General features: G+C 64.5%; 15 protein-coding genes. 10 read left to right on the top strand and 5 right to left on the bottom strand.

The genetic code is table 11. The annotated features are described in order from the left end of the window. Window positions 1-51: 51 nt before the first annotated feature. Window positions 52-270: a DUF1192 domain-containing protein gene (locus J3474_RS16480; RefSeq protein ID WP_007012640.1), complete on the bottom strand. Its 219-nt coding sequence runs from the start codon at window positions 268-270 to the stop codon at window positions 52-54. A gap of 87 nt (window positions 271-357) precedes the next feature. Between J3474_RS16480 and J3474_RS16475 the strand changes: the two genes are divergently transcribed. From J3474_RS16475 to J3474_RS16460, 4 genes are all read left to right on the top strand, one after another. Next, entirely contained in the window at window positions 358-1,359 is a 1,002-nt protein-coding gene (locus tag J3474_RS16475; protein ID WP_207094900.1) for an NAD(P)H-quinone oxidoreductase, read from the top strand. 57 nt (window positions 1,360-1,416) lie between these two features. Then, a complete protein-coding gene (locus J3474_RS16470) occupies window positions 1,417-2,034 on the top strand; it encodes a glutathione S-transferase family protein (RefSeq protein ID WP_207094899.1) in 618 nt (205 codons plus the stop codon). Between the two features lie 203 nt (window positions 2,035-2,237). Next, window positions 2,238-2,939, top strand: coding sequence for a DUF1013 domain-containing protein (locus J3474_RS16465; RefSeq protein WP_007012643.1), 702 nt, complete (start codon window positions 2,238-2,240; stop codon window positions 2,937-2,939). Between the two features lie 127 nt (window positions 2,940-3,066). Next, entirely contained in the window at window positions 3,067-4,752 is a 1,686-nt protein-coding gene (locus J3474_RS16460) for a long-chain fatty acid--CoA ligase (protein ID WP_207094898.1), read from the top strand. Window positions 4,753-4,804: 52 nt separating this feature from the next. Here the strand turns inward: J3474_RS16460 and J3474_RS16455 are convergent, their stop codons facing one another. Both J3474_RS16455 and J3474_RS16450 read right to left on the bottom strand, forming a co-directional pair. Continuing rightward, complete coding sequence (locus J3474_RS16455) at window positions 4,805-5,215, bottom strand: polymer-forming cytoskeletal protein (protein WP_207094897.1); 411 nt, start codon at window positions 5,213-5,215, stop codon at window positions 4,805-4,807. A 1-nt stretch (window position 5,216) separates the two neighbouring features. Beyond that, on the bottom strand, window positions 5,217-6,365 hold the full coding sequence (locus J3474_RS16450) for a peptidoglycan DD-metalloendopeptidase family protein (protein ID WP_207094896.1): 1,149 nt from the start codon (window positions 6,363-6,365) through the stop codon (window positions 5,217-5,219). 294 nt (window positions 6,366-6,659) lie between these two features. On the opposite strand from J3474_RS16450, the gene J3474_RS16445 reads away from it, so the two are divergent. The 4 genes from J3474_RS16445 to J3474_RS16430 all read left to right on the top strand — a co-directional run bounded on the left by J3474_RS16445 (window position 6,660) and on the right by J3474_RS16430 (window position 9,739). Next, window positions 6,660-7,949, top strand: coding sequence for a glutamate-5-semialdehyde dehydrogenase (locus tag J3474_RS16445; protein ID WP_207094895.1), 1,290 nt, complete (start codon window positions 6,660-6,662; stop codon window positions 7,947-7,949). Continuing rightward, window positions 7,913-8,677 carry a nicotinate-nucleotide adenylyltransferase gene (locus tag J3474_RS16440; protein WP_013831501.1) on the top strand — a complete coding sequence of 255 codons (765 nt, stop codon included), beginning with the start codon at window positions 7,913-7,915 and terminating at the stop codon, window positions 8,675-8,677. Before J3474_RS16445 ends, J3474_RS16440 begins: the two co-directional genes overlap by 37 nt. 113 nt (window positions 8,678-8,790) lie before the next feature. After that, window positions 8,791-9,189, top strand: a complete 399-nt coding sequence (gene rsfS, locus J3474_RS16435; RefSeq protein WP_369799491.1) for a ribosome silencing factor — start codon at window positions 8,791-8,793, stop codon at window positions 9,187-9,189. A gap of 124 nt (window positions 9,190-9,313) precedes the next feature. Continuing rightward, window positions 9,314-9,739: a 23S rRNA (pseudouridine(1915)-N(3))-methyltransferase RlmH gene (locus J3474_RS16430; RefSeq protein WP_207094894.1), complete on the top strand. Its 426-nt coding sequence runs from the start codon at window positions 9,314-9,316 to the stop codon at window positions 9,737-9,739. Between the two features lie 6 nt (window positions 9,740-9,745). On the opposite strand, the gene J3474_RS16425 is transcribed toward J3474_RS16430, so the two are convergent. Continuing rightward, complete coding sequence (locus tag J3474_RS16425; protein ID WP_041558631.1) at window positions 9,746-9,925, bottom strand: hypothetical protein; 180 nt, start codon at window positions 9,923-9,925, stop codon at window positions 9,746-9,748. A 17-nt stretch (window positions 9,926-9,942) separates the two neighbouring features. Further along, window positions 9,943-10,737, bottom strand: coding sequence for a 3'(2'),5'-bisphosphate nucleotidase CysQ (locus J3474_RS16420; protein ID WP_013831503.1), 795 nt, complete (start codon window positions 10,735-10,737; stop codon window positions 9,943-9,945). A 174-nt stretch (window positions 10,738-10,911) separates the two neighbouring features. Here J3474_RS16420 and sucC point away from each other — a divergent pair, with 174 nt between their 5' ends. Together sucC and J3474_RS16410 are read left to right on the top strand one after the other, a co-directional pair. Next, entirely contained in the window at window positions 10,912-12,111 is a 1,200-nt protein-coding gene (sucC, locus tag J3474_RS16415; RefSeq protein ID WP_013831504.1) for an ADP-forming succinate--CoA ligase subunit beta, read from the top strand. A gap of 236 nt (window positions 12,112-12,347) precedes the next feature. After that, the gene (locus J3474_RS16410) at window positions 12,348-13,094 is read left to right on the top strand and encodes an electron transfer flavoprotein subunit beta/FixA family protein (protein WP_207094893.1); all 747 of its coding nucleotides are present in this window, start codon (window positions 12,348-12,350) and stop codon (window positions 13,092-13,094) included.

Raw genomic sequence — 13,094 nt, 5'->3', positions numbered from 1 at the left:
TATAGGAACACTCAGGGCGCTTGCGAGGTTCACGTTGGGAACCTGCCGCCATCACGATGTCCTTGGCCTGAACAGGGACTCGGCCGCCTGCATGTGCGCCGAGGCTTTCTGGCGGTGCGCCTTTATGCGGTCGATCTCTTCGTGGAGAAGCGCGACACGTGCATCGAGTTCGTCCAGCGAATAGCGATCCAGGCTTTCGCTGGCGAGGAGGCTGGCAGCGCCGAGGTTGTCCCCGGACGACCGCCGCCGCGGTCGATCATCATCGTCCATTGCACTGCAGCATCGGACGGGAATTTCTCCATGTCAATGCATCAAAGTGGTTTCCTTGTGGCCAGTGACTGTGCCAACTAGTCAGCCATGTCAGTTAAACTGCCCAAGATCATGACCGCCATGGGATTTCTCGAACCGGGAGGTCCCGAGGTGCTGCAGCCGCAGGAGCTATCCGTGCCTGTTCCGGGCCCGGGAGAAGTCCTCGTCCAGGTTGCCTTCGCAGGCGTCAACCGACCCGATGTCGTGCAGCGGCAGGGACATTATCCTCCGCCACCGGGCGCCTCGCCGATTCCGGGCCTGGAGGTTTCCGGCACGGTCGTTGCGGTCGGGGAAGGGGTCGTGGAAATCGGCGAGGGGGACCGGGTCTGCGCGCTCGTTTCCGGCGGCGGCTATGCCGAGTTCTGCATCGCCCGCGCCGGACACTGCCTGCCCGTGCCGGCCAGCCTGCCGCTCGACCAGGCTGCGGCCTTGCCCGAGACTCTGTTCACCGTCTGGCACAACGTGTTCGAGCGCGGATACGCCTGCGAGGGGGAAACCCTGCTCGTCCATGGCGGCACCAGCGGCATCGGGACGATGGCGACGATGCTCGGCAAGCTCTTCGGCCTGACCGTCATCGTCACCTGCGGATCGGCGGAGAAATGCGCCGAGGCGCTCAAGATCGGCGCCGATCACGCGATCGACTACAAGGCGTCGGACTTCGTCGCCGAGGTCGCGCGGATCACTGACGGCAAGGGCGTGAATCTCGTGCTCGACATGGTTGCCGGCGATTATGTCGCGCGCAATCTCAAGTGCCTTGCCCCGGACGGGCGGCATGTGACGATCGCGGTTCAGGGCGGGGTCAAGGCCGAGATCAACATGGGCTTCGTCATGCGCAACCGCTACACCCTGACGGGTTCGACGCTGCGGCCGCGGTCCGACACGTTCAAGGAGCTGCTGGCCCAGGAAATCCTGTCGAACGTCTGGTCGCTGGTGGCTGACGGGTCCTTGCGGCCGATCATGGACAGGCAGTTTCCGCTGGCCCAAGCTGCCAAGGCCCATGCCCACATGGAATCGGGAGACCATATCGGGAAGATCGTCCTCGCTGCGTGACGTCATGACATCGCGCAGTGGGCAGCGCCGCTTCTCGTAGACAGGAAGGAGGCGGGATTGAGCGGTAATCTGATCCTTCACGAGGATCCGCGCAGCGGCAACTGCTACAAGATCCGCCTTACTGCGGCCATGCTCGGCGTGCCGCTGGAGCGGCGCCTCTACGACATCATGAACGGCGAAACCCGCACGCCGGAGTTTCTGGCGAACGTCAATGCCAATGGCCGGATTCCAGTTCTCCAGGTCGGCGACAGGTTCCTGCCGGAAAGCAATGCGGCCTGCTGGTACTTGGCCGAGGGCTCAAGCCTCGTGCCCGCAGACCGGTTCGAACGGGCTGACATGCTGCGCTGGATGTTCTTCGAGCAATATACTCACGAACCCAATATCGCGACCCTGCGCTTCTGGTTCTGCTTCGTCGGCGAGGCCAATCTCACACCCATGCAGCGCGACCAGATCATGGCGAAGCGGGCAGGGGGCGAGGCGGCCCTTTCGGTGATGGAACAGCACCTCGGCGTGCACGACTGGTTTGTCGGCAGCAGCGCGAGTCTCGCCGACGTTTCGCTCTATGCCTATACCCACGTCTGCGAGGCAGGCGGCTTTCGCCTGCACGATTATCCGGCAATCTGCCGTTGGCTCGAACGCATCTCTGGGCTTCCCGGTTACGTTCGGATGGATTAACTTCTGACAAGGTCGACGCCGGCTTGATCGGACCGCCTTGCCGACCCCGCTTGCAAGCCTTGAGCCGAGAATGCGCGATTCTCGGGCATCGTGCTTGCCGAATCCGGAACTTTCACCTAAATCGGGTCCGGAACGGCCGCTCCGCGAAGGGGCGGCCCTTATTATTTGCGCTACTTGCCAAAGTTCGTCGGAGATCCAGAACAATGAGCCAGCCGACACCGCTCATGCCGCATGCGACCGCCTCGTGGCTGGTCGATAATACTGCCCTGACTTTCGAGCAGATCGCTGAATTCTGCGGCCTGCACATGCTCGAAGTGCAGGCGATGGCCGATGACCTGGCCTCCAGCAAGTACACCGGGCGCGACCCCGTTCGCGCTGGTGAGCTGACCATGGACGAGATCGAAAAGGGTCAGCAGGACCCTGAGTACAAGCTCAAGATGCACAAGGTGCCCGTCACCGTAAGCCGCACCAAGGGCCCGCGTTACACCCCGGTTTCGAAGCGCCAGGACAAGCCGGACGGTATCGCCTGGATCCTGCGCAATCATCCCGAGGTGTCGGACGCGCAGATCGGCAAGCTGATCGGCACGACGCGCAACACCATCGCCGCGATCCGCGACCGTTCGCACTGGAACATCGCCAACATCACGCCGAAGGACCCGGTCACGCTGGGCCTGTGCTCGCAGCGAGAGCTTGACGCGATTGTAGCCAAGGCGGCCAAGAAGGCCGGCATCGAGGAAGAGGTCGCCGGCGACGAGCGTCTGGTCGACGATCGCGAGGCGCTGATCGAGGAACTGCGCGCCGAGCGCGAGGCCGCCACCAAGGCCGCCAGCGAAGCCGCGCAGGAAGCCGAAGCCGCTGCTTGGCTCGAGGCCAAGCGCGCCGCCGAAGCGGAAAACGGCGAATAAGCCCAGTTCTCCCCAAGGGGATGAGAATACGAGCAGCGGGGATGACTGGCCGGTCGTCCCCGCTGCATTCGTTTGCATAGCCTGAAGTGCCCTTGTCGCGGGACCGGCGACGCTTCACACTCCGATCATGGATGAGAGGATCGGCCCCAAGGTCTGGCAGGAACGCTACGCGCACCCGTGCGACTGGCAACAGGACTTCGCCCCGCTTGCGATGCCGCAGATGTTTGCCGCCAGCGTCGCCGCTTATGGCGAACGCGTCCTCGCCGACTTTCTCGGTCGCGAATTCACATATCGGCAGATCGACGCGGAGGCCCGCCGCTTCGCCCGAGGGCTGCAGTCGCTCGGCCTCGGCAAGGGCGATCGGATTGGGCTCTTCCTGCCCAACGTGCCCTGTTACCTTTCAGCCTATTTCGGCGCCTTCATGGCCGGCGTCACGGTCGTCAACTTCTCGCCGCTGTACACCGCTACCGAACTGGAGGCGCAAGTTGCCGATTCCGGGACGCGCCTGCTGGTGACGCTGGACGTTCCGGCTCTCCTGCCGACGGCTTGCAAGGTGCACCGCGAATCGGCGCTTGAATGGCTGGTGGTCGCCCGTCTTTCCAGCATGCTGCCGTTCTGGAAGAGCCTGGGCCTGCGTCTGTTACGCCGCAAGGACATCGCTGCAATCCCGCGCGAAGACTGCGTGTTCGAATTCACCGACCTGCTGCACCATGGCGAACCCGCGCCGGTCGAGATCGACCCGATGACCGACCTGGCGATGCTGCAATATACCGGGGGCACGACCGGAACGCCCAAGGGCGCGATGCTCACCCACCAGAATCTGACTGCGAACGCCCGGCAGATCGAGGAAATCGATCCCCACGCCCATGCGCGCGACGTGATCGTGGGCGTCCTTCCGTTTTTCCATGTCTTTGCCAATGCGACGGTGCTCAATCGTACGGTCTACGATGGCGGAACCATCGCGATGCTGCCGCGCTTCGATGCCGGCCAATGCCTCGCGACCCTGCAGCGGGTCAGGGCGACGGCGATGCCGGGCGTGCCGACGATGTACCAGGCGCTGCTCGACCACCCGGACATGGCCCGCACCGATTTCTCCAGCCTGTTTACCTGCATTTCCGGGGGGGCGCCGCTTCCGGCTCCGGTCAAGGCGCGCTTTGAGAGGGCGAGCGGTGCGACCCTTGTCGAAGGCTACGGGTTGACCGAGGCCGCCGGGGTTGTCGCCACCAATCCTTTCGACGGGCCGGAACGACCGGGCACCATCGGCCACCCCATGCCCGGCACGGACCTGCGGCTGCTCGACAAGGACGATCCCACGCGAGCGGCAGCCCCAGGCGAGCCGGGCGAACTGGCGATCGACGGACCGCAGGTCATGATCGGCTACTGGAACCGACCGGAGGCTGCGGCCGGGGTTTTCGTCGAACTGGACGGCAAGCGCTGGCTGCGCACCGGTGACATCGCGACGATCGATGAGGATGGCTACGTTCACCTGATCGACCGCAGCAAGGACATGATCGCCGTCGGCGGCTTCAAGGTCTTTCCCAGCCAGGTGGAGGAAGTCCTCCTCGCCAACCCAGCCGTGCGCGAGGCCATGGTGCTGGGTGTGCCCGACGATTATCACGGCGAAGTCCCGCGCGCCTATGTGGTCCCCGAAAGGGGTGAGGCTGCAAGTGCCGAAGACATCGCCGCCTGGCTCAACGAGCGGGTCGGCAAGCATGAGCGCGTCGACAAGGTGGTGCTGCGCGATTCGCTGCCCAAGACGATGGTCGGCAAACTCGACCGCAAGGCGCTGCGTGCCGAGGTGATGGGCCAATAGAAAGGGCAGGCGCTCGTGTTGGAGCGGCCTGCCTCACATAATGGAATTGCGGTTATTCGGCCGCTTCGAGCGCGACTTGCGCTTCGTTGGCAGAGCCGAAAGCGGGGGGCATGTGGCCGCCGCTCGGGCTCAGGCGGCCATCGAGGCGGGCGCCCTGCTCGATGGTGAGGGCATCGTAGGCCACGTCACCATCGATCTTCGCGGTCCTGAGAATGACGACCTCGCGTGCGGCGATGGTTCCGCGTACGGTACCGGCGATGCGGACCGTTTCCGCTTTCACGGCGCCGACGATTTCACTCGCCTCGCCCTGAACCAGGGCATTGCAGATGATGTCGCCTTCGATCCGACCGTCGATGTGCAGGTCCGCCGAAGCCTCGACATTACCGACGATACTGGTGTCGGCGCCCAGCATCGAGAACGTCGAACCGTTCGACGGACGCGGGCCTGCATTCGACTTGGCCATATTATGAGCGGGCTTCTTGCTGAACATTGGTGGCAGCCTCGAGGAACGGGCGCGGATTGACCGGCCGGCCGTTGACACGGACTTCGAAGTGGAGGTGCGATCCGGTCGAGCGACCGGTGCTGCCCATGGCGGCGATGACGGTGCCGGCATCGACCTTCTGGCCAACCTTGGCCTTGAAGGCCGAAAGGTGGCCGTAGCGGGTCATCAGGCCATTGCCGTGGCTGATTTCGATGCAGTTGCCGTAGCCCTGGCGGCGACCGACGAAGGTGATCTTGCCCTTGGCAGCGGCGTAGATCGGCGATCCCTTCGGGCCGGGGAAGTCGAGGCCGGCGTGGAACGCTGCACCGCCGGTGAACGGGTCGGAGCGGTAGCCATAGCTCGACGAAACGTAGGCGACCTTGGCCGGCTTCACCTGCGGGATGGATGCAAGGCCGTTTTCCAGCGCGTCCATGCGGGCAAGGCTGACGCCCAGGCGTTTGAAGCGCGGGTCCAGCGATCCGTCCTTGCCGGTGGCGAGGCGCAGCAGCGGACCACCTTCGGCGCGGCGCGAGCCGGCGATGATCGTGTTGGGATTGAGACCGAGCTTGCGAATGGCCTTGGAGGCCGATTCGGCGCGGCGGTCGGCATAACGGGTCAGGCGTTCGACGAAGGCAAGCTGCTCGGCTTCGATATCAGCCAGTTGCGAAGCCTCGGGCAGGACGGCGCTGACCTTGGAGACGGCCTTCGCGGTTTCCTGCGTGCTGTCGGAAATGGTTTCGCCATCGGCTTTGTCTTTGGCGTCTTCGGGCAGGTCGCCGATGTGCGCTTCGACCATCTGTTCGATGAACTTCTGGCGGCGTGAAAGGTCGGAGGTCACTTCATCGATGCCGTCGCGATACTTCGCGACTCGGTTCTCGGCCGTGGCGACCTTGGCTTCGCGGTCGAGCAGTTGCGCCTGCTCGCTCGTCGCGGACCAGCGTTCGAACGCCACTGCGCCCATCGAGCCGCACCAGGCCGTTGCCAGTAACACTGCGCCGCCCACAGCGCTGAGCTGCATTGCGGAGGAAATGCGGATAAAACGGACCTGTCCGTCAGACCGCATGATAAACTCGCGATCCGGAAATTTGGCCCTGAGGCGCGAAAGCCACGCCCCGGCTGATGTGAAGTTCAAGACGACCCCGCTCGCTAAACTATTGTTTTCCCAGTCCCGGTGCCGGCAGGTAGCAGGGGAGGGGTCAAAATGCGAATCGACTGGCCTTAAAGGGCTGCGGAATCGGGGTGAGTCGAGCGTTCAGTGCGATGACTTGATGGAACCCACCTTTGGTCCTTCGCCCTCAATTGCGCGGTTCTTGTCAAGAATGGTTGCGCTGTTTCCGCAATCGGTTAACCACTGATCCGAGTCGCACCGATCTGGTTAGTAATCCGGATCGGTGACAGGCGGCCGCTTCGGTGCTAGTTCGCGCCCATGACCGTAGAGACCACGATAGCCGGTACGACCGATACCGAATCGCCCGAAATGCTTGTTGCGCGCATTGCCCGTGACGGACGCGCTGCCCAGCGCGTCCTTGCCCGGCTCAGCGATGCCAGGAAGGCCGAGGCCCTGCGCGCCGCGGCTGCAGCTCTGCGGGAAGCGGAAGAGCCAATCCTCGAGGCAAACGCTCTCGACATCGCTGCAGGTGAAGCCAAGGGCCTGACCGGTGCCCTGCTCGACCGCCTGCGTCTCGACCCGGCGCGTCTCGAAGGCATTGCCCATGGCCTCGAGCAGGTCGCCGCCTTGCCCGATCCCGTCGGGCAGGTCATCGAACGGACCGAGCGGCCCAACGGCCTGCAGCTCAGCCGCGTGCGTATCCCGATCGGCCTGATCGGTATCATCTACGAAAGCCGTCCCAACGTGACCGCCGATGCCGCGGCCCTGTGCCTGCGCTCCGGCAATGCCGTGCTGCTGCGCGGCGGCAGCGAGGCGCTCCATTCCAACCGAGCGATCCAGGCCGCGATGGCCAAGGGGCTGGAGAGTGTCGGCATACCTGCGGCGGCGATCCAACTCGTACCGACGCAGGACCGTGCGGTCGTCGGTGCCATGCTGACAGCGGCCGGCCTGATCGACATGATCGTGCCGCGCGGGGGCAAGAGCCTCGTCGCGCGGGTCCAGGCCGACGCCCGCGTGCCGGTGCTCGCCCACCTCGACGGCATCTGCCACACGTACGTCCACGCCGCTGCCGATCCGGAAATGGCCCGCAGCGTCGCGCTCAACGCCAAGATGCGGCGGACCGGTATCTGCGGGGCGATGGAGACCCTGCTGCTCGATACGCAGTTCCCCGGTTCGCGCGACGTCGTGACGTCATTGCTCGATTCCGGCTGCGAACTGCGCGGCGATGCGCGCGCGCGCGCGCTCGATCCGCGGATCCTGCCCGCGACCGAGGAAGACTGGGATACCGAGTATCTCGACGCGGTGCTCTCGGTTGCCGTCGTCGACGGCCTCGATGCTGCGCTCGATCACATCGCGGCGCATTCCTCGCATCACACCGATGCGATCATCACTGCCGACGAGGAGGTGGCCGAGCGGTTCCTTACTGAAGTTGACAGCGCCATCGTCATGGTCAATGCCTCGAGCCAGTTCGCCGACGGCGGCGAGTTCGGTCTCGGCGCAGAGATCGGCATTGCCACCGGCCGCCTCCATGCGCGCGGTCCGGTCGCGCTCGAAGGGCTGACGACCTACAAGTGGCAGGTGCGCGGGACCGGGCAGGCCCGGCCCTGAGTGCGACGCCCCTGAATGAGACGAACCTGAGCGAGACCGCCCTGAGCAGCGCAATCCTGGCGCGACGCAGGGGGCCGGTCACCGGTCTGCTGGGCGGCAGTTTCAATCCCGCGCATGGCGGTCATCGGCGCATCAGCCTCTTCGCAATGGACGCGCTGGGGCTGGACGAGGTCTGGTGGCTGGTCTCTCCGGGCAATCCGCTCAAGCCGACGGCGGGCATGGCGCCGCTGGCGGCGCGTGTCGCCTCGGCCCGGCGGCAGGCGCGCAGATCGCGAATCCGCGTGACCGCGATCGAGCGGGAACTGGGGACTCGCTACACCGTCGACTCGCTCCGCAAGCTGCTCCAGCGCTATCCGAAACGCCGGTTCGTCTGGCTCATGGGTGCCGACAATCTCGCCCAGCTGCACCGCTGGAAGGACTGGCGCAATCTCGCCCGACTCATGCCGATTGCGGTAATTGCGCGTCCGGGGTATGATGGCCCCGCCTTCGCGAGCCCCGCGATGGCCTGGCTGGGGAAGTTCCGGAGACCCCAATCCAGTCTCAGAGGTCCGGAAAGGTGGAGCGCGCCTGCGCTGGTGACATTGCGATTCGACCCCGATACGCGGTCGGCAACGGCGATACGCCGGGCCGATCCGGACTGGGCCCGGAAGCCGTCGAACGGACTTTCGCGCAACGGTCGCTATCGGGACGGTGTCACGCACCGCCCGATTCCCGGAGATGCAGCGTGACTGGGCATTGCCCTTTTCTGCTGCGAATCCATCCCCTCGAAAACCTGATTGTCTGCGGCGGGATGTTTGCCATCGCGCCGGGACGGTCATTGAAAGGAGCAGTACCGAACTAGATGCCACAGGCACAGATACAGCCGGCTACAACCGGCGCAACGCCCCCGGCCATGGTCGACAGCGACGACCCGCAATTGGCCTTGGTCCTGCAGTCTCTGGATGACGACCAGGCGCAGGACCTTGTTACGATCGATCTCGAAGGCAAGTCGAGCATCGCCGACTACATGGTGATCGCTTCCGGCCGGTCGACGAGACAAGTGGCCGCGATGGCCCAGAAACTCGGCGAACGCCTCAAACAGGGCGGCTTCGGCAATCCTCGCGTCGAGGGCCTGCCGGCAGCCGACTGGGTACTTGTCGACGCGGGCGGCGTGATCGTCCATCTCTTCCGTCCGGAAGTTCGCAGCTTCTACAACCTCGAACGGATGTGGGGCTTCGATGGTCCCTCGGGTGCGGCTTGAGGGTCGATTCGGTCCGTTGAAGACGGTCTGAGAGGATAGACCCGGCCCGTAAGAACAACCGGCCGGGCTCGCGAAAGGAACTTGAGACGCGCCAACGTCCCTTGGGACAGGGCGCGCCGACGCCATGCTTTTGCATATCATCGCCCGCGGCAAGATCGCCCGCTCGCCGGAAGCCGAGCTGCTCGATCGCTATGCCAAGCGGATCACCTGGCCTTTCAAGCACAGCGAATTGCCCGACACCGGCGGCAAGGTTCCGCCCCCGGTGCAGACCCCCGTGCGCGAGGTTCTGCTCGACGAGCGGGGCAAGGTGATGTCGTCCGAAGAATTTGCCGCGCTGCTCGGTCGATGGCGTGACGAAGGCGTGCGGGAATGCCGTTTCCTGATCGGCGCCGCAGACGGGCATGGCGACGAGGCGAGGGCCCGGGCGGACCACTTGCTGTGCTTCGGCAAGATGACCTGGCCGCATCTTATGGCCCGGGCGATGCTGGCCGAACAGCTCTGGCGGGCGACCGCGATTCTCGCCGGGCACCCCTATCACCGCTCGGGGTGAGGACCATCAGCCCCTGCGTTTGTGCCCCTTGCGGGCGATGAGCAGGAAGACAATCGGGACCGTCAGCCCAAGCGAAAAGCCGATTGCCGCGCCCCAGATGGAACCGGTGTTGCCTCCGAGCATGGCCCCGAGAATGGCGCCGGCAACGAACAGCAGGACGGGCAGCAGGCAGCCGATAGCGAACATAAGCCGGCTATGGCGCCTCAGGCCGAAAACCGCCGGGCGCGATCCGCGAGTCGGGACACGGCATCGCGGTGAATCGCAGACGAGGTGACGAGCACGCCGAAAGCGCGCGGGTCGTGCTTGTTGTAATTGAGCGCCTTGCCGAAAGCGTCGGTGACCGTCGCGCCGGCCTCGCGGGCGATGAGACCGGCGGCGGCGATGTCCCATTCGTAGCCCCAGCGCAGCGAGGCGAGCAGATCGGCCTCGTCAGCGGCAACCATCGCCATGCGCAGGGCGATCGAGTTGGGCTGTTCTACGAGCGTCAGATCGGCGTCTTCGCAGGCCAGCTTCTTGGCCGGAACCCGTGCGCCGGGAAGGGAATCGCGCTCGCTTGCGGCGAGTCGCGTGCCGTTGCGCCAGCTGCCCTTGCCGGCTTCGGCATGCCAGAACTCGCCGCCTTCATCGCGGCGGCGGGCAGGGGCGTAGAGATAGCCGAAGAGCGGACGGCGCGTGTTGACGAGCGCGACCGAGACGGCCCAGCCGGTCCGTCCGGCGATGAAATCGCGCGTTCCGTCGATCGGATCGACCAGCCACACCAGCTGGTCCTGCAGGCGATCGGGCGCGTCCGCCGTTTCCTCGGAGAGCCATCCAGCGGACGGGAGCAGGGCAGATAACTCCTTCTTGAGAAAGGCGTCGACCGCCAAATCGGCGTCGCAGACCGGACTTCCCGGCGTCTTTTCCCAGTGCTTGAGCGCATGCCCGTCACCCGGCCAGCCGGCCAGGGCGAGGCGTCCTGCCTCACGCACGATCGATTCGAGTTTGCTGCGGTCAATCATCGTCAAGCAATCGGTTGGCGGGAATCAAGTTTCCCGAGTGTGTTGCGTCCCACCTATGAAATTGCGCAGGGATCGGGACTTTTCAAGCGCGCAGGGATGTGCTTATGCGGCCCGGCAAAATACGGGGCTCCCCGCGCCTTCCCTAGGACACTCCAGCAGAAAGCGATTCTTCATATGAACATTCACGAATATCAGGCGAAGGAACTGCTTGCGAAGTATGGCGTGGGCATTCCCGCCGGCATCGCCGCTCTCACGGTCGAAGAAGCGGTTGCCGCCGCCAAGCAGCTGCCTGGTCCGCTTTATGTCGTGAAGGCCCAGATCCACGCCGGTGGGCGCGGCAAGGGCAAGTTCAAGGAACTCGGCCCCGACGCGAAGGGCGGCGTTCGCCTTGCCAAGTCGATCGAGGAAGTCGAAGCCTTCGCCAAGGAAATGCTCGGCAACACCCTCGTCACCGTGCAGACCGGTGAAGCTGGCAAGCAGGTCAATCGTCTCTACGTGACCGACGGCGTCGACATCGCCAAGGAATACTACTTCTCGATGCTCGTCGACCGCGCCTCGGGCCGCGTCGCGATGATCGCCTCGACCGAAGGCGGCATGGACATCGAGGAAGTCGCGCACTCGACTCCCGAAAAGATCACCACCGTCACGATCGACCCCGCCGAAGGCTTCCAGCCGCACCACGGCCGCGCGGTAGCCTATGCGCTCAAGCTGGACGGTGACCTCAACAAGCAGGCCCAGAAGATCGCCAAGCAGATCTACGAGGCCTTCATGGCGCTCGATTGCGACATGCTAGAGATCAATCCGCTGGTCGAAACCAAGGACGGCCAGCTGCTCGTCCTCGACACCAAGATGAGCTTCGACTCGAACGCCCTCTACCGTCACCCCGACGTCTTCGCCCTGCGCGACGAGACCGAAGAAGACCCGGCCGAGATCGAAGCGAGCAAGTACGACCTCGCCTACATCAAGCTCGACGGCGACATCGGCTGCATGGTCAACGGCGCGGGCCTTGCCATGGCGACGATGGACATCATCAAGCTCAACGGCTCGTTCCCGGCCAACTTCCTCGACGTGGGCGGCGGCGCCACCACCGAGAAGGTGACTGCGGCATTCAAGATCATTCTCAAGGACCCCAACGTGAAGGGCATCCTCGTGAACATCTTCGGCGGCATCATGAAGTGCGACGTCATCGCGGAAGGCATCGTCGCTGCGGCCAAGGAAGTGAACCTGGGCGTGCCGCTCGTGGTTCGCCTCGAAGGCACCAACGTCCAGCAGGGTAAGGACATCCTGGCCAACTCGGGCCTGCCGATCGTCCCCGCCAACGACCTGGGCGATGCAGCCAAGAAGATCGTCGCGGAAGTGAAGAGTGCCGCCTGATAGTTCCCGGCGAACTATCGCATGACGAATGATTTGACGGCGGGGGTTTCGCGACCCCCGCCGTTTCTGCATCTGGCGTTACCGGCTCATCTTGAATGGCATCGCATTCACGTGCTCTCGAACCTCTGTCGTTTCGAGGGGCTTGACGCGAGGTTCGGGGGGCGCAATAGCGGGCTCGGTATAGTTTAATTGCGCGGTTAAATTTGCCGTCCCGACCTTAGAGAGGACCGAATCGCATGAAAATCATCGTCCCGGTAAAGCGGGTGATCGACTACAACGTAAAGCCGCGGGTGAAGTCCGACGGCACCGGCGTTGATCTTGCCAACGTCAAGATGAGCATGAACCCCTTCGACGAAATCGCCGTCGAGGAAGCCATCCGTCTGAAGGAAGCCGGCAAGGCCGAAGAGATCGTTGCGGTCTCGGTCGGCCCGGCCAAGGCACAGGAAACGCTGCGCACGGCGCTCGCCATGGGTGCGGACCGCGCGATCCTGGTGGAAACCGACGCCGAAGTCGAACCGCTGGCCGTTGCCAAGATCCTGAAAGCGATCGTCGCTGAAGAGAACCCCGGCCTCGTCATCCTCGGCAAGCAGGCCATCGACGACGATAGCAACCAGACCGGCCAGATGCTCGCTGCGCTGCTGGGCCGCCCGCAGGGCACTTTCGCCAGCAAGGTCGAGATCGACGGCGACAGCGTGGCTGTGACCCGTGAAGTCGACGGCGGTCTGGAGACCGTGAGGCTCGCCCTGCCGGCCATCGTCACCACCGACCTGCGCCTCAACGAACCGCGCTACGCTTCGTTGCCGAACATCATGAAGGCGAAGAAGAAGCCGCTCGATAGCAAGTCGCCGGCCGACTACGGCGTCGAGATCGCTCCGCGGCTCAAGACCCTCAAGGTCTCCGAACCGCCGGTACGCCAGGCGGGCATCAAGGTGCCCGACGTCGATGCGCTGGTTGCCAAGCTCAAGGAAATGGGAGTCGCCTGA

This window comes from Novosphingobium sp. PY1, from assembly GCF_017312445.1.
GTDB lineage: Bacteria > Pseudomonadota > Alphaproteobacteria > Sphingomonadales > Sphingomonadaceae > Novosphingobium.
This window is presented reverse-complemented; position numbering and strand designations above follow the sequence as displayed.